The sequence below is a fragment of the Methylobacterium sp. ME121 genome, from assembly GCF_000974725.1.
In the GTDB taxonomy this organism is placed as follows: Bacteria; Pseudomonadota; Alphaproteobacteria; order Rhizobiales; family Beijerinckiaceae; genus Methylobacterium; species Methylobacterium radiotolerans.
This window is the reverse complement of the sequence record NZ_BBUX01000010.1, coordinates 12,725-31,866: the sequence shown is the minus strand read 5'-3', so window position 1 is coordinate 31,866 and position 19,142 is coordinate 12,725. Positions and strand designations below refer to the sequence as shown.

Here is a 19,142-nt window from a genome sequence, read left to right as displayed (position 1 = left end):
CGCCGCCGGCACACGGGTTCGTGTTGTCCGCGACGGAAGCCGCCTCGGACGGGGCCGTGCCGGGCAGGGCTGTGCCGGGCGGGGCGCGGCGCCAGGGCACTGGAACACCCGGGAGACCGTGCGGTTGGACCGGCATCCCTATCGGAGACGACGCGTGACCACGGATCCGCTGCACAAATATCCCCGCCCGCCCTTCGCGGCGCAGCCCCAGAGCTTTCCCGGCAAGACCGGCCGCATGGAGCCGGAACCCGACCACGGCGAGGCGAGCTACAAGGGCTCGGGCAAGCTGACCGGTCGAGCGGCGCTGATCACCGGCGGCGATTCCGGCATCGGCCGCGCGGTCGCCATCGCCTTCGCCCGCGAAGGGGCCGACATCGCCATCTCCTACCTGCCCGACGAGCAGGCCGACGCGGAGGCGGTCGCCCAGTGGGTCGAGAAGGCGGGACGGCGGGCGCTGCTCCTGCCGGGCGACCTCAAGGACGCCGCCTACGGGCGCCAGATCGTCGCCCGCACGGTGGAGACGTTCGGGCGCCTCGACGTGCTGGTCAACAACGGGGCGTTCCAGCAGCCGAACGAGGACCTCGCCGGGATCGACGACGCCGTGTTCGAGGACCATTTCCGCACCAACGTGTTCGGCGCGTTCTACGTGACCAAGGCGGCGCTCGCCCATCTGAAGCCCGGCGCCTCGGTGATCTTCACCTCGTCGGTGAACTCCAAGCACCCGATGCCGTCGCTCCTGGCCTACAGCGCCACCAAGGGCGCCCTGAGCAACATGGTGCTCAGCCTCTCCCAGCTGCTCGCCGACAAGGGCGTGCGCGTGAACGGCGTGCTGCCCGGGCCGATCTGGACGCCGTTCATCCCCTCCGGGATGAGCCAGGATTCGGTGAAATCCTTCGGCAGCCAGGTGCCGTTCGGCCGGCCCGGACAACCGGCCGAACTCGCCTCGGCTTACGTGATGCTGGCCTCTGAGGAGAGCAGCTACACGTCGGGCGCGCTCGTCACGGTGGCCGGGGCCATGCCGGTGTTCTGACGCGCCCCTCCGGTGCGCTTCGCGGACGGGCCCCGCGCCGGGGGGCGCCCGTCCGCGCGACGGCGCGCTCAGGCGGCGCGCATCTCGACGAGGAACCGCATCACCTCGGCGCGCAGGGCCTCGGCGCTGCGGCAGACATCGCCGGCCGCCGCGCCGACCTCCGCGGCCACGCGGTGCGTCGCCTCCGCGGCCGACGAGGCCGAGACCACGTTCTGGCTCACGGCGTCGGTTCCCCGGGCGGCCTCGTCGATGTTCTGCGAGATGTGCCCGGTGGCGAACCGCTGCTGCTCGACCGCCGCCGCGATCGCGCTGGCGATCGCGTTCATCGTGTCGACGGTCCTGCCGATCGCGTGGACCGCCCCGACCGCCTCCGTCGTCTCGCCCTGGATCGCCGCGATCTGCGCGGTGATCTCCTCGGTGGCCTTCGCGGTCTGCCCGGCCAAGCCCTTCACCTCGGCGGCGACCACGGCGAAGCCGCGACCGGCCTCGCCAGCCCGCGCCGCCTCGATCGTGGCGTTCAGCGCCAGCAGGTTGGTCTGCTCGGCGATCGCCGCGATGATCCGCACGACCTCCCCGATTCTCTCCGCTGCCCCGGCGAGGCCGCGGATCTGCCGGTCGGTCCGCTCCGCCTCGGTCACGGCCTGGCCGGCGATCGCGGCCGACTTGGTGACCTGCCCGCCGATCTCGCCGATCGAGGCGGACAGCTCCTCGGTGGCCGCCGCCACCGTCTGCACGTTGGCCGCCGCCTGCTGCGCCGCCCCGGCCGCCGAGCCCGCCTGCCGCGACGCCTGCGCGGCGGTGTCGGCCATCGCCCGACAGGCCTCGCGCATGCCGGCCGCCGCGGTATCGACCTGTGCCAGGAGCTGGCTCGCCGCGGTGTCGAAGCTGCGGGTCACCGCCTCCATCCACTGGGCGCGCTCCTGCCGGCGCTCCTGCTCGGCGCGCTGCTCGATCGACAAGGTCCGGGCCTGGATCATGCTGTCCCGGAACACGCCGGCGGCCTCGGCCATGTGGCCGATCTCGTCGCGCCGACCGAGTCCCGGTATGGCGACGTCCGTCGCGCCGTCGGCGAGGCGGCGCAGGGCCGCCGTGAAGGCGCTCAGGGGTCGCGTGATGCTGCGCGCCAACAGGAACCCGACCAGCCCGATCCCGACCGCGAGGGGTGTCAGCCAGAGCAGGGTGGTGACCGTCCGCCCCCGGTCCATGGCGTGGATGTCGTCCACGTACAGGGCCGAGTTGATGACCCATTGCCAGGGCTCGTAGGCGAGCGAGTAGGCGACCTTCGGGGCGGGCTCGGTCTCGCCGAGGCGGGCCCAGCGGTACTCGGTGAAGCCGCCGCCCTCCTGGCCGTGCTGGATCATCGTCCAGACGAAGGTCTTCTTCATCGCCGCGTCGTCGCGGGACCGCGTGCCTTCGATCTTGGGATCGGGATGGACGACGTTGCGGCCGATATTGCCCGGGGCCGAGCTGTAGACGAAGACGTAGTCGCTGCCGTTGTAGCGCATCGCCCGCAGCGCCTCCCCCGCGCGCCGCCGCGCCTCGTCGGCCGTGATGGCGCCGGCCTCCGCCTGCTGGGCGAACGCCGCCACGATGCCGTGCGCCGACTCGACCTGGGCGCGGATGGCGGCCCTGCGGCCATCCATCATCACCGCGCCGACGAGCGAGATCTGAACGCCCACGATCGATATGAAAGCCAGCAAGATACCGCCGATAAGGTAAAATATCCTCTTTCCGATCGTCATATCGAATTTCCCGGCCATGAATAAAGTTATTATGCCCAGATCGCGGACAGAATCGACTGTCCCTCAGCGCTGCGCCGGACCATCATCTGCCGTACATTGGAATTATTCCATGACGGGCGAGCATATGAGATATGCTTCATCCCGATCGCGGCGGAGAAGACCTGTCCGCGCCGGACGGCCACCCGGCCGGACCGGACGCCGGCCCGGGCCGACGCTCCGCCCGACATCGGCGCGCGGCCCTGTTCGACGGGGGCCTCGCCATCGACCGGTGGGACATCCCCGGAACGCCGCCGGAACGGCGATCCGCCCGCGCCCGGATAGCTGCCCGGGGGCGACGTTCGGCGCGTGCGGCCCGGCCGGGCCGGCGCCCTGCGCGCTGGCTGTGCCGGATCGACGGCGCCGAGGGCTGAGAGGCGGCCGGGTCCCGCGGGCCAGGCGCTGGGCGTCGAGCGCGCGGCGAACCCGCGCGACCTTGCCCTCCGGTCGGTGCGCGCGGGCCCGACGGTCGCGGGCGCGGAACATCCGCGAGCCGCGCGGGCGGCTCGCGGACACGTGCACTCGAAATGCGCGCGCGGCCGGCGCGATCGCCCGGAGTCAAGTCTCGCTGAACGGCCCTGTCACCGCGGCCGCGATCGGCGAGGCCCCGCCTGTCCCGACCGTACGCCCGGACGGGAACACCGCATCATCGCGCTGGCGGGACCTGGAACCTGACAGGCCGCGGGTCCGGCACCCGTGATCCCGTCTTCGAGTCGCGGGGCGAAGCGACACCCGGGGTTTGACCAGGCCCCGTCGGGGCGGGCTCGCCTCGAAGGCTCCGCGCTCGGCGGGCCCATCCATCGCGGCGCAGCTCGCAGGCGCTGCGAGCGTGCCGGCCGCTCCGGCTCGGCCGCCCGCGCCGGACGCGACGAGGCGGCTCAGGATCCGGCGCGAAGCGCGCGAGACGCCGCGATGATCTGAGGCGCTCTCGACGGCGCTTCGCGCGGTGTCGTCCGAGTCGGCGCAGGTCTCGTCGTCAGCGAAGAAGGTTCGGGGGCACCGGCGGGCTCGCATTGAGCAGCGTGATCGTCACCCGTCGGTTCGGCGCGAGGTAGGGATTGTCGGGGAAAACCGGCTCGGTGTCGCCGCGTCCCGACACGGCGGAGAAGTTGTCGTTGGGAACCCCTGCACCCGACAGGATCTCGCGCACGGCGAGCGCGCGCCCGGCGGAGAGGCTCCAGGGTTCGCCGGCCCGTGCCGAGCCCGGGCGCGCAACGGCCGTGTAGCCGGTGATGGACAGGCGATTGGGCATCCGGCGCAGGGCGGGCGCGAGCGCCTCCAGCACGCGACGGGTGCGCTCGTAGGGCTCGACAGAGCCCTCGCGGAACATGGAGCGGCCATCCTGGTCCACGAGGGACACGTTCACGCCCTCCTTGGTCGGCTCGATCACGATGTTCTTCGACAGCTCGGCGATGTCGGGCATCGTCTGGAGCGCCTGCCGGAGGCTGGCTATGGCGCTCCAGTTGGCCTGCACGTTGGCGACCGGACGGCTGGCATCGAGCTCGCTGGTGAGGCCCGGACTGGTCGGGCGCGCTGTCACCTCCCGCTCGGCAGAGCCCCTCTCCGCGTCGCGGGGGGTGGACGGCTTGTTGCCTGCGGTGTCCAGGGCGGTGCCGTACAGGATCCCGCCCGCACCGCTGGTTGCAGGGCTCAGAGCCGCCGGCGAGAAGTACTCCGCCAGACCGATCTTCTGCTCCTGCGTCGTCATGCTGATCAGCCACATCAGCAGGAAGAACGCCATCATGGCGGTCACGAAGTCCGCGTAGGCGATCTTCCAGGCCCCGCCGTGGTGGGCATGGCCGGCCTTCTTGACCTTCTTGATGATGATCGTGGTCATCGAATCCCTGCCGGCTATCGGGTCAGCTCTGGGCGGGCAGAGCGGCGGTCGCCGCTTCCACCTCGTTGAAGGTCGGGCGGACGTCGCTCATCAGAGCCTTCCGGGCGAACTCGACCGCCATCACCGGGGGCTGGCCGGCGATGTGGGCGAGCAGACCCGCCTTGAGTGAGAGGTAGTATTTGGATTCGGCCTCGAAGAGGCTCTTGAGCGACTGCGCCATGGGCCCGAAGAAGCCGTAGGCGACGAAGACGCCGAAGAAGGTACCGACCAGCGCGCCGCCGATCAGATGTCCCAGCACCTCCGGCGGCTCCTTGATCGCGCCCATCGTCTTGATCACGCCGAGCACGGCGGCGACGATGCCGAGCGCCGGCGTTCCGTCGGCGAGCGACTGCATGGCCGAGACGACGCGCTCCTGCTCCTGGTGGTGCGTCTCCAGTTCCTCGTCCATGAGCGCGTCGATCTCGTGGACGTTGTTGGCGCCCAGCGTCACCATACGCATGTAGTCGCAGACGAACTCGACCGCGTGATGGTTCGCCGCGAAGGTCGGGAAGGCGTTGAACAGCGTCGACTCGCCCGGATCTTCGATGTGCGGCTCGAGCGCCATCGAACCCTTCTGCTTCGCGAGCCTGAACAACGAATACTGCATCCCCAGCAGCTCAACATAGGATTGCTGGTTGTATTTGGGGCCCTTCACGAGCGTGCCCAGCATGGCGGGCACGGCCTTGAGCACCGGCCCGGTGTTGCCGATGACGAAGGCGCCGATGGCTGCGCCGAGGATGATGACGAACTCGAACGGCTGCCAGAGGACCAGCAGATGGCCGCCCATCGCCGCGTAGCTGCCGAAGACGCAGGCGAAGACGATCAATGTGCCGACGATCAGCCGCATGACTTGCCATCCTTAAGCGGCGGCAGGTGCAGCCCGCGCGACGCTACCAATGGATCCGAGAAATCACTGATCTTGGTTAACGGTGCGTTTCGAGCCGCGACCGGAGGATCGTAGGATGTCTGATCCCGGCGTTCGGTGGGGCGGGTTCGGCCTCAGGTAAGGGATGCGGGCGTGCCCGAGGCGGCCGCACCGGCTTTCACGCGTCGTCGGGCACAGCCGCGGCGGGCGCGCCGAGTTCCGCCTCCCGCTTCCTGGCCCGGGGCGCGGCCGCGCGCCGGTGGACGGTCCGGGTCTCGCGGTGGACCTTGCCGTCTCTTTTGACGGCGATCTTCGCGTGATACCCCGTCGTCCCGGTCCTCCGCGCGCTCGACGATGGTCCCCATCGCGCGCCAAGCGGTGGTACAGCACGGGGTCGAGCCGGCACGCTGAGGCCGGGCTCCGCGCCGTCCGACGCCCGATGGGGCCCGGCGAGGTACAGCACGAGAGCGACAGCAAGTGATTGCCGCAACGGAAGAACCTGGAAATCTCAGCGGATGGCGCTTCTCCGTCGCCCCGATGATGGACTGGACGGACCGGCACTGCCGGGCGTTCCACCGGTCGCTGTCGGCGCGCGCCCGCCTCTACACCGAGATGGTGACCACCGGCGCGGTGCTGCACGGGCCGCGCGAGCGGCTGCTCGGCTTCGCGGCGGTGGAGCACCCGGTGGCGGTCCAGCTCGGCGGCTCGGACCCGGGGGAGCTGGCGCAGGCCGCCCGCATCGCCGCGGATCTCGGCTACGACGAGGTCAATCTGAATGTCGGCTGCCCCTCGGACCGGGTGCAGGAGGGCCGCTTCGGCGCCTGCCTGATGCGCGAGCCGGCCCTGGTGGGTGACTGCGTCGCCGCCATGAAGGCGGCGGTCCCCGTGCCGGTGACGGTGAAGTGCCGGATCGGCGTCGACGATCAGGACCCCGAGGCGGCGCTCGACGCCCTGGCCGACGCCGTGGTGGCGGCGGGCGTCGACGGGCTGATCGTCCACGCCCGCAAGGCCTGGCTCCAGGGCCTCTCGCCCAAGGAGAACCGGGACGTGCCCCCCCTCGATTACGGCCGCGCCGCGCGGCTGAAGCGGCGGCTTCCCGGGCTGCCGATCGCGGTCAACGGCGGCCTGCGCGACCTGGATTCCGCGCGGGCGCGGCTCGCCGAGGTCGACGGCGTCATGGTCGGCCGCGCCGCCTACACCGAGCCGGCGCTCCTGCTCGGCGTCGATCCCGACCTGTTCGGCGTGCCGGCCCCGGCCCCCGACGTTTTCGCGGCGGTCGCGATGTTCGAGCCCTACATCGCCGCGTGCCTGGCCCGGGGCGAGCGCCTGCACGCGGTCACCCGGCACATGCTGGGGCTGTTCAACGGTCGGCCGGGCGCGCGGGCCTTCCGGCGCCACCTCTCGACCCACGGGATGCGCCCGGAGGCCGACCTCGCGACCCTGCGGGAGGCGGTGGCGCTGGTCTCCCGCGCCGTGCCCGAGGCGCGCGCCGCCTGAGCGGCGGCCCGGTCAGGGCCGGCGCAGGATCAGGCGGTCGCCCCGGACCTCGTAGCCGGACAGGCGCGACAGGAAGGTCTGGCCGAGGAGATTCGCCGAGAGCGCGCCCGGCTTGGCCACCATGGCGTTGACCCGCCGCTCGGTGATCGTCCCGACGCTGAGCGAGTCGAGCTGGGTCGGCGCCGCGTAGGTGACGCCGTTGGCGGTGGAGACGCGGGCGGTGAAATCGGCTGGCGCGGGCGTGAGCCCCAGCGCGGCGGCGTTCTCGGCGGTGAGCACGACGCTGCTCGCCCCGGTGTCGAACAGGAAGGGCTGCACCCGGCCGTTCACCTCGGCATCGACGCGGAAATCGCCGTCCGCCCGCCGTGTGACGGTGACCGAGCCGTCGGCGCCCGGGGTCGCGCTCCCCGGCCGGAGATCGCCGAGCACCCGGGCGCCGACGTCCTGGATCCGGTCGCGGTAGCTGTAACCGATCACCAGGGCGAGGCCGATCAGCGCCCAGGCCAGGAGCGCCTGGAGGTTCGCGCCGAGCCGGGCCGTGAATTGCCGCCAGAACCCAGCCACCACCAGGAGCAGGATCGTGCCGGTCCAGGCGAGGTTCGCCAACTGGTCGGGCCCGATCACGCCGCCGACGCTGTCGCTGCCGTCGCTGAGGACCAGGGCGACGAGAACCAGGGCGAGGGCCGCGAGGCCGAGATAGATCATGACGGCAGCGGCGCTTCCAGGGGCGCGAGGCGGGCGGCGCGCATCCGGGCCTCCAGCCCCGCCATCACGGCGCGGCGCTGCGCCTCCGACAGCGAGCCCCAGGCGGCGATCTCGTCGCGGGTCCGGCCGCAGCCGCAGCACAGGCCGGTCGCGGCGTCGAGGACGCAGACCTTGGTGCAGGGGGAGGACGGTTTCGGCGCGGGCGGCATCGGTGATCCTTGGCCGGGGGATCGTGGCCGGGTCAAGACGCGGCGGGATCTGTCAGTCCGCCACGCCCGCCGTCGCCGCCACCAGGGCCAGCAGGGCGGCGATCTCCGCGGCCTGCTGGCAGGCGCCGATGACGTCGCCGGTCTGCCCCCCGATCTGCGCGCGCGCCAGCCGGGTGAGGCCCAGTGCCGCGAGGCCGGCGCACAGGATCATCAGCGCGACCCCACCGAAGGGCAGGCCGAGCGGCACGGCGCCGAGCGCCAGCACCGCGCCGAGGCCGAGCGCGGTGGCGAGGCTCGCCCGGTCCGGGCGGCCAACCGAGGCGGAGAGGCCGCCCAGCCGCGCCGGCGCCAGCAGCACCATCGGGGCGAGGGCGGCGACCCGCGACAGCGCGGCCGCCAGGATCAGGCCGGTCACGGCCGCGTGGCCGGTCCGGTCGAGGAGCGTCGCCAGGGCGCCGATCCGCAGGGCCAGCGCCAGGACCAGGGCCGCGCCGCCGTAGGCGCCGATCCGGCTGTCGCGCATGATCTCCAGGCGGCGCTCCCGCGTGGCGCCGCCGCCGAACCCGTCCGCGACGTCGGCGAGCCCGTCCTCGTGGAGGGCGCCGGTCGCCACCACCGCGACCGCCACCGCGAGGGTCGCGGCCAGGAACGGCCCGAGCCCGACGGCCCAGCCGGCCGCCAGCACCAGGGCGGCGGGCAGCGCCAGGATCAGGCCGGCCAGCGGCAGCATCCGCGGCAGGGTGGTGAAGTCGGGGCTCCGGTGCGGGTCCGGCTCGCCGGGCAGTTGCGGCACCGGCAGGCGGGAGTAGAAGCGCAGGCACCCGGCGAGGTCGTAGAGGGCGCCGCGCCCGGGCCAGTCGGCCTCCCCGCCGGTCTGCCTGTCCATCGCGGTCTCTCGCATCCGCCCGCCACCGCGCGCCGCTCCCGTATAGTCTCCCCGTCCGGGGGCGCCCACAGGAAATCATCGCCGCCATGACCGATTCGAAGACCGACCCGATGACCGCGCCCGAGCCCGGCCCCTTCGCCGACATCCGCAACCTGCTGACGGCGATGCCCGGCCCCGACGCGGAGGCGAAGGCCGCCGTCGCGGCCCGGGACGCGACCCTGACGAAACCCGCCGGCTCGCTGGGGCGCCTGGAGAGCCTCGTGACGTGGCTGGCGGCGTGGCAGGGCAAGGCGCCGCCGACCTTCGACCGGCCGCTGGTCTGCGTCTTCGCCGGCAGCCACGGGGTCACGCGCCGCGGCGTCTCGGCCTTCCCGGACGCGGTCAACCGGCAGATGCTCGACAACTTCGCCGCCGGGGGCGGGGCGATCAACCAGATCTGCGCGGCCTACGGCCTCGGCTTCAAGGTGTTCGACCTCGCCCTCGACATGCCCACCGGCGACATCACGGAGGGGCCGGCCCTCGACGAGCGCGCCACGGTCGCCACCATGGCGTTCGGCATGGAGGCGGTGGCCGCCGGCACCGACTGCCTCGGCATCGGCGAGATGGGCATCGGCAACACCACGGTGGCGGCCGCCCTCTACGCCGCCCTGTTCGGCGGCGATCCCGCCCACTGGGTCGGGCGCGGCACCGGGATCGACCGGGACGGCCTGTCCCGGAAGGTCGCGGCCGTGGAGGCGGCGCTCGCGCACCATGCCGGCCACCTCGACGACCCGCTCCAGGTCCTGGCGCGCCTCGGCGGGCGGGAGATCGCCGCCATGGCGGGGGCGATCCTGGCCGCGCGGCTGCAGCGCATCCCGGTGGTGATCGACGGCTACGTGGCCACCGCCGCGGCGGCCGTGCTGCACGCCGCCGACCCGGCCGCCCTGGACCACTGCCTCGCCGGCCACGTCTCGGCGGAGGGCGTCCACGCCGAGGTTCTGGAGCGGCTCGGGCTGGTGCCGCTGCTGGCGCTCGGCATGCGCCTCGGCGAGGCCTCGGGCGCCGGCATGGCGATGGGCCTGCTGAAGGGCGCGCTCGCCTGCCACACCGGCATGGCGACCTTCGCGCAGGCCGGTGTGTCCGAGAAGGGCGCGGGCTGAAGACGCAGGGGCATCCGCACCCTCGCGTCTTCGCGAGCGGCGCGAAGCGATCCAGCGGCGCCCCGCCCATCAGCGGCCCGCTGCCCTGGGTTGCTTCGCTGCGCTCGCGAAGACGAACCGTCCTCGAGAGCGCCCTGATCAGGCGGTCTTCTCGATGTTCCAGAAGAACTGCACGGGCGCCATGACCATGCCCTTGAGCTTCGCGCTGACGGCCATCGGCTGCTGAACGAGGCCCGCGGGCGCGTAGGGCACGACCGCGAAGGCCCGCTCCTCGATGCGCGCGGCGAGCGCCTTCTGCTGCGCCTCGTCGCCGGTGGCGATCCAGTCGCTGCGCAGACTCTCCAGGGTCGGGTCGTCCGGCCAGCCGAACCACGCCGCCTGACCGTTGGCGCGGATCAGCGGGTGCAGCGCCGGGTTCAGCACGTCGGCCCCCGACCAGAGGGTGTGGAACAGGGACCAGCCCCCGGCATCGACCGGCCCGCGATTGCCGCGGCGGGCGATGAAGCTGCCCCAGTCGGTCGAGACCAGATCGACGTTCATGCCGAGCTGCTTGAGCAGGTCCTGGGTCACCAGCGACTGGTTGTAGGCGATCGGCTGGTCGGCCGGGGCCAGCAGGACCACGCGCTCGCCCTTGTAGCCGGCCTGGGCCAGCATCGCCTTGGCCTTGGCGAGGTCGGCCTGCATGGCGGCGGCCCCGCCGGCCCCGGTCGACATCGGCGAGCCGGGCGTGAAGAAGGTCTTGGCCTCCCGGTAGTATTCGGGGCTGCCGACCACCGCCTGCATGTAGTCGTCCTGCTTCATGGCCATCATCACGGCCCGGCGGATCTCGGGATTGTTGAACGGCGGCTGCGTGTGGTTGAACCGCATCAGCAGGATCAGCCCGAGCGGCACGTTGCGGATCTCGATCCCCGGCTTGCCCTTGAGGACCGGGATCAGGTCGATCGCCGGCTGCTCGTACCAGTCGACCGCCCCCTGGATCATCGCGCCCACCGCGGCCGAGGCCTCGGTGATGGCGAGCCACTCGATCCGGTCGACCTTGGCGACCTTGCCGCCAGCCGCCCAGGAGGGCGCCTCCTCGCGGGGGCGGTAGCCGGCGTGGCGGGTGTAGATCGCGTTCTGGCCGGGGATCCATTCCCGCGCCTCGAAGCGCCACGGCCCGGAGCCCGTGGCGTCGGCGATCGGCTTGGACGCGTCCTGGAGGGCGACGCGCTCCGGCATGATGAACGGCACGTTGGAGGACAGCTTGCCGAGCGCCGCCGGGAGGAGGGGGAACGGCTTCTTCAGCGCGATGGTGAAGGTCCGCGCGTCCTCCTGGCCGTAGCCCTCCACGAAGCCCGCCAGGGTCTGGCCGAACGCGTCCCGCTTGGACCAGCGCGCGATGGACGCGATGCAGTCCTTGGCCTCGACCGGCGAGCCGTCGTGGAAGGTGAGGCCGTCCCGGAGATGGAAGGTCCAGCGCAGGCCGTCGGGCGCGGTCTGCCACGCGCTGACCATCTGCGGCTGGATTTGGAAATTCTCGTCGGTGGCGAACAGCGTGTCGTAGACGAGATAGCCGTGGTTGCGGATGACGTAGCTCGTGGCGACGATCGGATCGAGGGACGGCAGGGGCGTCGACGGGATGAAGCGCAGCACGCTGCCGCCGCCGGGCTGGGCCCGGACCAGGTGCGGGAGGCCGAGGCCGGCGGCCGCGCCGGCGGTTCCGGCCAGTATCTGGCGGCGGGAGAGCGTCATCGCGGGCACCCTTGTCCTGATCGAGCCCATTGCCCGATTGATTTTATACAATTTCAACACCGGAGCTCCGCCGTCAAGGGTCCTGCGGAGCACCGGGAGCCGACCGGGAGCGAGACGATGAAGAACCGGACCATCGCGGGTTCGATCGGGACCGAGATCCGGCGGCGCATCCTCGACGGCCGCTACCCGGCGGGCTCGCAGCTCCGCCAGGACGGACTCGCGGCGGAGTTCGGGGCCAGCCGGATCCCGGTGCGCGAGGCCCTGTTCCAGCTCGAGGCCGAGGGCCTCGTCCGGATCCTGCCCCATCGCGGCGCCATGGTGGCCCCGCTCTCGCCGGCGGACGCCGCCGAGGCCCTCGAGCTGCGGGGCGCCCTCGAGCCGCGCCTCCTGGCCCTCTCGGCGCCCCGCCTGACCGCCGACGACTTCGCCCGGGCCGACGCCCTGCTGGAGGAGTACGCCGCGGCCCTGCGGGCGGGCGCGACGGCGCGCTGGGGCGCCCTCAACACCGAGCTGCACCTCCTCCTCTACAGCCGGGCGGAGCGTCCCCGCGCCCTCGGGCTGGTCGGCTCCCTGCTGGCCGAGTGCGACCGCTACACCCGCCTCCAGCTCTCCACCGACGGCGCCGAGCTGGAGCGGGCAGACCGCGAGCACCGCGAGATCGTCCGGCTGTGCCGGAACGGCCACGTCTCGGCCGCCCGCGCCCTCCTGACCGACCATATCGACCACGTCGCCGCCGCGCTGATGGCGTTCCTCGGGGCCGCGCCCGGCCCGGCCCGCGAGACAGGGATTGTATAAAATCCTTGCCAGACTCGCGCGGCGCTGCCATGGAGGGGCGTGCCGCCCCGCGAGGCCCGCAAGGCCGGCCGGGACGATCCCACCTCCCAGCAGGCGAGCCGGCGATGGCCTTCGATCGACACATCTTCTCCGGCACGATCCCGGCCCTGATGACGCCCTGCCGGCCGGACCGGACGCCCGACCTCGACGCCCTGGCGCGCAAGGGGCGGGAACTCGTCGATGCCGGCATGTCGGCGGTCGTCTACTGCGGCTCGATGGGCGACTGGCCGCTGCTCACCGACGAGGAACGGATGGCGGGCGTCGAGCGGCTGCTCGCCGCCGGCGTCCCGGTGATCGTCGGGACCGGCGCGCAGAACCCGAAGCGGGCCGCGGCGCTCGCGGCGCACGCCAAGGCGGCCGGCGCCCACGGCCTGATGATCATCCCGCGCGTCCTGTCGCGCGGCAGCTCGGCCGCGGCCCAGGAGGCGCATTTCGGCGGCATCCTGGAGGCCGCCGTCGACCTGCCGTCGGTGATCTACAACAGCCCCTACTACGGGTTCGAGACCCGGGCGGACCTGTTCTTCCGCCTGCGCGCCCGCCACCCGCACCTCGTCGGCTTCAAGGAGTTCGGCGGCGCGGCCTCGCTCACCTACGCGGCCGAGCACATCACCGGCCAGTCGCCCGACATCACCCTGATGGTCGGCGTGGATACCCAGGTGGTGCACGGCTACGTCCATTGCGGCGCCCGGGGCGCCATCACGGGCATCGGCAACGTCCTGCCGCGGGAGGTGCTCCACCTCGTCGCCCTGTGCGAGAAGGCCGCCGCGGGCGACGTCCCGGCCCGGCGCCGGGCCGAGGAACTCGACGCCGCCCTGGCGATCCTGTCGAGCTTCGACGAGGGGACGGATCTCGTCCTCTACTACAAGCACCTGATGGTGCTGGAGGGGAACCCGGAATACGCGCTCCACTTCAACGCCACCGACGCGCTGAGCGCCGGTCAGCGCCACTACGCGGAGACGCAGCTGCGCCTGTTCAAGGCGTGGTACGCGCGCTGGTCGGAGGAGACCGCCGGGGCCTGATCCCCGGCCGCGGCCGAACGCAGGGCAGCCCGTCTTTGCGCGGGACCGCCCGTCGGCGCTATGGCGGGTGCGAGATCGGCCACATCCGCGAACCCTCCCATGAAGATCACCCAAGCCTTCACCTTCGAGGCGGCCCACCGGCTGCCGAACGTGCCCGAGACCCATCGCTGCCACCGGATGCACGGGCATTCCTACCGGGTCGAGCTGACGGTCGCCGGCCCGGTCGATCCCCGGACCGGCTGGGTGATCGACTTCTACGACATCGAATCGATCTTCGGGCCGCTCCTCGCCCGACTCGACCACCACTGCCTCAACGAGATCGAGGGGCTGGAGAACCCGACCGCCGAGAACATCGCGGCCTGGATCTGGCATCGCCTGCGGCCGGACCTGCCGGGGCTTGCCCTGGTGCGTGTCGCCGAGACCCCGATGTCCTGGGCGGAGTACGATGGCGAATGACCCTGTCGGGCCCGGCGACCGCGCCGCGCTGGTGCTGTTCTCCGGGGGCCAGGATTCGGCCACCTGCCTGGCCTGGGCGCTGGACCGGTTCGACCATGTCGAGACCCTCGGCTTCGACTACGGCCAGCGCCACCGGGTCGAGCTCGACCGCCGCGCGGCCCTGCGGGCGGGCACGACCGCCCTCGACCCCGCCTGGGCGGCCCGCCTCGGGGACGACCACACGCTCGCCCTCGACGCCCTCGGGCAGGTGTCCGAGACGGCGCTGACCCGGGAGGCCGCGATCGGCTACGAGGCGTCGGGCCTGCCCAACACCTTCGTGCCCGGCCGCAACCTCGTGTTCCTGACCTTCGCGGCGGCGCTCGCCTACCGGCGAGGGCTCCGGCACGTCGTCGGCGGCATGTGCGAGACCGACTATTCCGGCTACCCGGATTGCCGCGACGACACGATCAAGGCCCTGCAGGTGGCGCTGAACCTCGGCATGGAGCGGCGCTTCGTGCTGCACACGCCGCTGATGTGGCTCGACAAGGCGCAGACCTGGGAACTGGCCGAGAGCCTCGGCGGGCGGGCGCTGGTCGACCTGATCGTCGAGGAGAGCCACACCTGCTACCTCGGCGAGCGCGGGCAGCGGCATCCCTGGGGCTACGGCTGCGGGACCTGCCCGGCCTGCCGCCTGCGGGCGGACGGCTACGCCCGGTTCACTGCGGCCTGAGGCCGTCGACCAGCACCGCCAGCGTCCCCCGGAAGGCGTCGGGGCTCGCGAACAGGCGCTCCATCAGGAGCGCCCCCTCCAGGGTGGCGACGACGTAGCGGGCGAGCGCCGCCGGATCCGCGCCGCCGCGGACGCTCCCGTCCGCCTGGCCCGCGCGCAGGACCGTCTCCAGCCACGCGAGGTGGTCCGCGAAGAAGGCCGCGATGTCCCGGCGCAGGCGCTCGGGCAGGGCCTCGCCCTCGATGGCCAGCGCCGCGCAGAGGCAGCCGAGCCCCTGCTCGACGCCGCCGAGATAGAGCCGCCCGTAGGCCTCGATCCGCCCCGGCCCGTCCGGCACGTCCCGGTGGATCGCCTCCAGGGCCGCGGCGTAGCGCGCCGCGTAGGCCGCCACCAGGGCGGCCCCGAGATCGACCTTGGTGGGGAAGTGGTGGTGGATGCTCGCCTTGCGGATCCCCACCGCCGCCGCGAGGTCGGCGTAGCTGAAGCCGGCGAAGCCGCGGCCCCGCACCAGGGTCTCGGCCTGCATCAGCAGCTCGGCGCGGGTATCCCTCATCGCGGCGATCGTCGCTCCAAACCCACCCGCCTCATCGCACGGAGTCACGCGAACGTGCACGCGCCCCGGCGACCGGCACACGGCGGCCCCTTGACGGGACACGAATCTACCTACTTAATGGTAGACAATCAAGATCGGGAGGTTTCGGCATGACGGCACGAGCCGTCCATCCGAGGACGCTGGCCGCCGGGCCGACGCGACGGCACGCCCTCTTCGCGGGACTCTGCCTGTGCTGCCTGCCGACGCTGGGCCGCGCCGCCGAGAGCTTCACGATGGAGGAGGTCGGGCCGGGCCTGTACGTGCGCAAGGGCCTGATCGCCGACGCCACGCCCGAGAATGCCGACGCCATCGCCAATATCGGCTTCCTCGTCGGCAGGACCGGCGTGGTGGTGACCGAGTCCGGCGGCAGCCTCGCCGACGGCCAGTGGCTGCGCGCCGAGATCGCCAAGCGCACGGACAAGCCGATCACCCACGTGGTGCTGACCCACGTCCACCCGGACCACGTCTTCGGGGCGGGGGCCTTCGTCCAGGACAAGCCGGTCTTCATCGGCCACGCCAAGCTCACCGAGGCGCTGGCGGCCCGGGGCGAGTTCTACCGCAAGCGGCTGATCGATCTGCTCGGCGAGGACCGGACCGGTCCGGTGGTCTACCCGACGATGAGCGTCGCCGACACGGCCGAGATCGACCTCGGCGACCGGCGCCTGACCTTCACGGCCCACGGCCCGGCGCACACCACCTCGGACCTGTCGATGATCGATTCCGGCAGCGGCCTGCTGTTCCCCGCCGACCTGCTGTTCGTGAACCGGATCCCGTCCCTCGACGGCAGCCTCAAGGGCTGGCTGCGGGAGATCGAGCGCCTGAAGGCCATGGGTCCCGCCCGGGCCGTGCCGGGCCACGGCCCCGTCGCGGTCGACCTCGCCCCGGCGCTCGCCGACCTCTCCGGCTACCTGACCGCCCTGCGCGACGGCACCCGGGCGGCGATCGCCAAGGACGTCCCCATCGAGAAGGCGGTGACCCGCGTCGCGGCGGACCAGCGCGACAGGTGGGCCCTGTTCGACACCTACAACGGCCGCAACGTCACCGTGGCCTACCAGGAACTCGAGTGGGAATAGGTTTCGGGATCCCCATATCCAAGCCAATCGGGAGGCACGCCATGACGCACAGGATCGGACAGACCTTCTCCACCCTCGCCCTCGGCCTCGTCCTGGCGACGACGGCCCTGTCCGGACCGCTCGCCGGCGCCGCGCGGGCGGCCGGCGCCTCCGACACCGACCAGGAGCGGGCGGCCCGCTGGCAGGAGATCGCCAAGTCGATCTTCGGCGACCGCCAGATCGCCCCGACCGACAGCCTCGTGAAGATCGAGGCGCCCGCCCGGGCGCTCGACGCCGCCCTGGTGCCGATCACCCTGACCATGCCCAACGACGGGCAGATCAAGGCGGTCTCGCTGATCATCGACGACAACCCGGCGCCCTACGCGGCCAAGTTCGAGTTCGGGCCGGCCGCCGACCCGGCCGAGCTGAAGCTGCGCGTGCGGGTCAACAACTACACCGACATGCACGCCGTGGTGGAGACGACGGACGGCAAGCTCTACGAGGCCAAGCAGTTCGTGAAGGCCTCCGGCGGCTGCTCGGCCCCGATGGGCATGAGCGACGAGGAGGCCATGAAGGGCATGGGCGACATGCGCATGAAGTTCGCCGAGACGGCGGCCGGCAAGCCCGTCGAGGCGACGCTGATGATCCGCCACCCGAACTTCTCCGGCATGCAGATGAACCAGGTGACCCGCGACTACACGCCGGCGCGCTACATCGACAAGCTGACCGTCTCGGCGGGCGACCGGAAGGTCTTCACCATGACGGGCGACATCTCGATCGCGTCGAACCCGGTGATCAACTTCGCGTTCAAGCCGGACGGCAAGCCGATCCAGGTGGCGGCCTCCGACAACCAGGGCGGCCAGTGGCAGCACAGCTTCACCCCGCCGAGCCCGACGAACTGACCATGCGGCGCCTCCTCCTGACCGGCCGGGCCGCGGCGGCCTGCGCCGCGCTCCTCTGCCTCGCCGCGGCCCCGGCCGATTCCCCGGTGAACGTCCCCGAGCCGGAGGGCCTCTACGCCGGTCCCCCGAAGGGCTACACGCCGCCGACCCTCAAGGGCGCCGCGGTGGTCGACGCCGACGCCGTCGCCGCCCTGATGGCCGGGCCCGACAAGCCGGTGCTGCTCGACGTGGCGGCGCCGGACCGCAAGCCGTCGAACTTCCCGGAGGGCCGCCTCTGGCTGCCGGTGCATCCGTCGATCCCCGGCGCCGTCTGGATGCCGGAGGCCGGCGCCGAGCCCCTGGCGCCGGCGCGCGAGGCGCTGTTCTACGCCCGCGTCGCGGCCCTGACCGGGGGCGACAAGGCCAAGCCCGTCGTGGTGTTCTGCCACGTCGAGTGCTGGGGCAGCTGGAACGCCGCCAAGCGGCTGGTGCTGAAGGGCTATACCGGCGTGCGCTGGTTCCCGCAGGGGGTCGAGGGCTGGCAGGAGCAGCACGAGACCGCGAACCTGACGGTCGATCCGGACTGGAAGGCGGGTGCCGAGCCGCAGGCGGGGCGCTGACCCGCGGCGCCGGGCCATGTAAGAGAGGCCCGGAACGAGGCTCACGGAGCGGGCGCGCCCGCTCCCGGGCGGGAGAGGGGACCCGCGCCTCGTCCTGGGTGGCCGGAATGAGGTCTGAACCATGTCGCAGGTCGTGCAGTCCCGACGGCTCCGGGCGATCGATATCGGCAAGCGCAAGGCCGAGGGGCGCAAGATCATCGCGCTCACCGCCTACCACGCCCACACGGCCGGCATCGTCGATCCCTATTGCGACTTCATCCTCGTGGGCGATTCCCTCGGCATGGTCATGCACGGGATGGAATCGACGATCCCCGTGACCCTGGAGATGATGATCCTCCAGGCCCAGGCGGTGATCCGCGGCACCGAGAAGGCGCTGGTCGTGGTCGACATGCCGTTCGGCTCCTACGAGGCGAGCCGGGAGCAGGCCTTCCTGAACGCCTCCCGGGTCCTGAAGGAGACCGGCGCCGGCGCGATCAAGATGGAGGGCGGCGCCCATTTCGCCGAGACGGTGGCGTTCCTCGTCCAGCGCGGCGTTCCGGTGATGGGCCATATCGGCCTCACTCCGCAGGCGGTGAACACGATGGGCGGCTTCAAGGTGCAGGGCCGGGGGCCGGACGACGAGCGCCGACTCCTGGAGGATGCCCGCGCCATCTCGGAGGCCGGCGCCTTCGCGATCGTGCTCGAGGGCATCGTCGAGCCGGTGGCGCGGGCGATCGCGTCCTCGCCCCGGGTCACCGCCGCCACGATCGGCATCGGCGCCTCGGCGGTCTGCGACGGGCAGATCCTGGTTCTGGAGGACATGCTCGGGCTGTCCGAGCGCACGCCGAAATTCGTGCGCCAGTTCGGGAGCCTGCGGACCCACATCGAGGACGCCGTGAAGGCCTACGCCGATGAGGTCCGGGCCGGGCGGTTCCCGGCCGACGACCACACCTACGGGTAGGGCAGGGCGGCCCATGAAGCGCGTGATCGGGCCGTGGAGCGCTGCCGCCGCGTGGCCTGTCCGCGCGCTCGCGGTCTGCGCCGCGGTCGCCGGACCGGGAGCGGCGCGGGCGCTGGAGAATCCGGCCTCGGCCTTCTGCGCGACGATGGGCGGGCAGTCGATCCTCGCGAAGCTGCCCGACGGCGGCACGATCGGGCTCTGCGCCCTTCCGGGCCGGAAGATCGTCGAGGAATGGACGCTGTACCGGATGCTCCACGGCGTGAAGCCGGCACCCGGCGCCGACCCGTTCCGGTAGCCCGGCCGGCCCGGTCCCCGAACAGTCC

General features: G+C 72.4%; 20 protein-coding genes. 12 read left to right on the top strand and 8 right to left on the bottom strand.

The window, feature by feature from the left end; all coding sequences use genetic code 11:
• Positions 1 to 154: 154 nt before the first annotated feature.
• The gene (locus tag ME121_RS09530) at positions 155 to 1,030 is read left to right on the top strand and encodes an SDR family oxidoreductase (RefSeq protein ID WP_012318978.1); all 876 of its coding nucleotides are present in this window, start codon (positions 155 to 157) and stop codon (positions 1,028 to 1,030) included.
• A gap of 68 nt (positions 1,031 to 1,098) precedes the next feature.
• On the opposite strand, the gene ME121_RS09525 is transcribed toward ME121_RS09530, so the two are convergent.
• The 3 genes from ME121_RS09525 to motA form a co-directional block, all read right to left on the bottom strand.
• A complete protein-coding gene (locus tag ME121_RS09525) occupies positions 1,099 to 2,730 on the bottom strand; it encodes a methyl-accepting chemotaxis protein (protein ID WP_245337807.1) in 1,632 nt (543 codons plus the stop codon).
• A 1,054-nt stretch (positions 2,731 to 3,784) separates the two neighbouring features.
• Positions 3,785 to 4,645, bottom strand: coding sequence for a flagellar motor protein MotB (locus ME121_RS09520; protein ID WP_012318957.1), 861 nt, complete (start codon positions 4,643 to 4,645; stop codon positions 3,785 to 3,787).
• 22 nt (positions 4,646 to 4,667) lie between these two features.
• Positions 4,668 to 5,531 carry a flagellar motor stator protein MotA gene (motA, locus tag ME121_RS09515; protein ID WP_012318956.1) on the bottom strand — a complete coding sequence of 288 codons (864 nt, stop codon included), beginning with the start codon at positions 5,529 to 5,531 and terminating at the stop codon, positions 4,668 to 4,670.
• 495 nt (positions 5,532 to 6,026) lie between these two features.
• Between motA and dusA the strand changes: the two genes are divergently transcribed.
• Complete coding sequence (dusA, locus tag ME121_RS09510) at positions 6,027 to 7,046, top strand: tRNA dihydrouridine(20/20a) synthase DusA (RefSeq protein WP_089231324.1); 1,020 nt, start codon at positions 6,027 to 6,029, stop codon at positions 7,044 to 7,046.
• A 12-nt stretch (positions 7,047 to 7,058) separates the two neighbouring features.
• Here the strand turns inward: dusA and ME121_RS09505 are convergent, their stop codons facing one another.
• The 3 genes from ME121_RS09505 to cobS are packed head-to-tail and all read right to left on the bottom strand — an operon-like array spanning position 7,059 to position 8,846.
• The gene (locus ME121_RS09505) at positions 7,059 to 7,751 is read right to left on the bottom strand and encodes a retropepsin-like aspartic protease family protein (protein ID WP_012318954.1); all 693 of its coding nucleotides are present in this window, start codon (positions 7,749 to 7,751) and stop codon (positions 7,059 to 7,061) included.
• Positions 7,748 to 7,960 carry a DUF1289 domain-containing protein gene (locus ME121_RS09500; RefSeq protein ID WP_012318953.1) on the bottom strand — a complete coding sequence of 71 codons (213 nt, stop codon included), beginning with the start codon at positions 7,958 to 7,960 and terminating at the stop codon, positions 7,748 to 7,750. The genes ME121_RS09505 and ME121_RS09500 overlap by 4 nt, the downstream gene beginning before the upstream one ends.
• A 52-nt stretch (positions 7,961 to 8,012) precedes the next feature.
• Complete coding sequence (gene cobS, locus ME121_RS09495; protein WP_059408726.1) at positions 8,013 to 8,846, bottom strand: adenosylcobinamide-GDP ribazoletransferase; 834 nt, start codon at positions 8,844 to 8,846, stop codon at positions 8,013 to 8,015.
• A gap of 86 nt (positions 8,847 to 8,932) precedes the next feature.
• Between cobS and cobT the strand changes: the two genes are divergently transcribed.
• A complete protein-coding gene (cobT, locus tag ME121_RS09490) occupies positions 8,933 to 9,985 on the top strand; it encodes a nicotinate-nucleotide--dimethylbenzimidazole phosphoribosyltransferase (RefSeq protein WP_024830270.1) in 1,053 nt (350 codons plus the stop codon).
• A gap of 138 nt (positions 9,986 to 10,123) precedes the next feature.
• Here the strand turns inward: cobT and ME121_RS09485 are convergent, their stop codons facing one another.
• Positions 10,124 to 11,716 carry an ABC transporter substrate-binding protein gene (locus tag ME121_RS09485; RefSeq protein WP_059408725.1) on the bottom strand — a complete coding sequence of 531 codons (1,593 nt, stop codon included), beginning with the start codon at positions 11,714 to 11,716 and terminating at the stop codon, positions 10,124 to 10,126.
• 117 nt (positions 11,717 to 11,833) lie between these two features.
• Between ME121_RS09485 and ME121_RS09480 the strand changes: the two genes are divergently transcribed.
• The 4 genes from ME121_RS09480 to queC all read left to right on the top strand — a co-directional run bounded on the left by ME121_RS09480 (position 11,834) and on the right by queC (position 14,734).
• On the top strand, positions 11,834 to 12,511 hold the full coding sequence (locus ME121_RS09480) for a GntR family transcriptional regulator (protein ID WP_012318949.1): 678 nt from the start codon (positions 11,834 to 11,836) through the stop codon (positions 12,509 to 12,511).
• A gap of 104 nt (positions 12,512 to 12,615) precedes the next feature.
• Positions 12,616 to 13,569, top strand: coding sequence for a dihydrodipicolinate synthase family protein (locus ME121_RS09475; RefSeq protein WP_029361237.1), 954 nt, complete (start codon positions 12,616 to 12,618; stop codon positions 13,567 to 13,569).
• 99 nt (positions 13,570 to 13,668) lie between these two features.
• On the top strand, positions 13,669 to 14,025 hold the full coding sequence (queD, locus tag ME121_RS09470) for a 6-carboxytetrahydropterin synthase QueD (protein ID WP_012318947.1): 357 nt from the start codon (positions 13,669 to 13,671) through the stop codon (positions 14,023 to 14,025).
• Positions 14,015 to 14,734, top strand: a complete 720-nt coding sequence (gene queC, locus ME121_RS09465) for a 7-cyano-7-deazaguanine synthase QueC (RefSeq protein ID WP_012318946.1) — start codon at positions 14,015 to 14,017, stop codon at positions 14,732 to 14,734. Before queD ends, queC begins: the two co-directional genes overlap by 11 nt.
• On the opposite strand, the gene ME121_RS09460 is transcribed toward queC, so the two are convergent.
• Positions 14,721 to 15,287 (bottom strand): TetR/AcrR family transcriptional regulator, encoded by a 567-nt coding sequence (locus ME121_RS09460; protein ID WP_024830274.1) that lies wholly within the window; start codon positions 15,285 to 15,287, stop codon positions 14,721 to 14,723. The two genes, queC and ME121_RS09460, sit on opposite strands and share 14 nt — an antisense overlap.
• 149 nt (positions 15,288 to 15,436) lie before the next feature.
• On the opposite strand from ME121_RS09460, the gene ME121_RS09455 reads away from it, so the two are divergent.
• The 5 genes from ME121_RS09455 (at position 15,437) to ME121_RS09435 (ending at position 19,114) form a co-directional block, all read left to right on the top strand.
• Positions 15,437 to 16,399 (top strand): quinoprotein relay system zinc metallohydrolase 2, encoded by a 963-nt coding sequence (locus ME121_RS09455; protein ID WP_012318944.1) that lies wholly within the window; start codon positions 15,437 to 15,439, stop codon positions 16,397 to 16,399.
• A 41-nt stretch (positions 16,400 to 16,440) separates the two neighbouring features.
• Entirely contained in the window at positions 16,441 to 17,280 is an 840-nt protein-coding gene (locus ME121_RS09450) for a quinoprotein dehydrogenase-associated SoxYZ-like carrier (RefSeq protein WP_012318943.1), read from the top strand.
• A gap of 2 nt (positions 17,281 to 17,282) precedes the next feature.
• Positions 17,283 to 17,879 (top strand): rhodanese-like domain-containing protein, encoded by a 597-nt coding sequence (locus ME121_RS09445; RefSeq protein ID WP_012318942.1) that lies wholly within the window; start codon positions 17,283 to 17,285, stop codon positions 17,877 to 17,879.
• A gap of 121 nt (positions 17,880 to 18,000) precedes the next feature.
• Positions 18,001 to 18,819 (top strand): 3-methyl-2-oxobutanoate hydroxymethyltransferase, encoded by an 819-nt coding sequence (gene panB, locus ME121_RS09440; protein ID WP_012318941.1) that lies wholly within the window; start codon positions 18,001 to 18,003, stop codon positions 18,817 to 18,819.
• Between the two features lie 13 nt (positions 18,820 to 18,832).
• Positions 18,833 to 19,114 (top strand): DUF333 domain-containing protein, encoded by a 282-nt coding sequence (locus tag ME121_RS09435; protein WP_012318940.1) that lies wholly within the window; start codon positions 18,833 to 18,835, stop codon positions 19,112 to 19,114.
• Positions 19,115 to 19,142 lie beyond the last annotated feature (28 nt).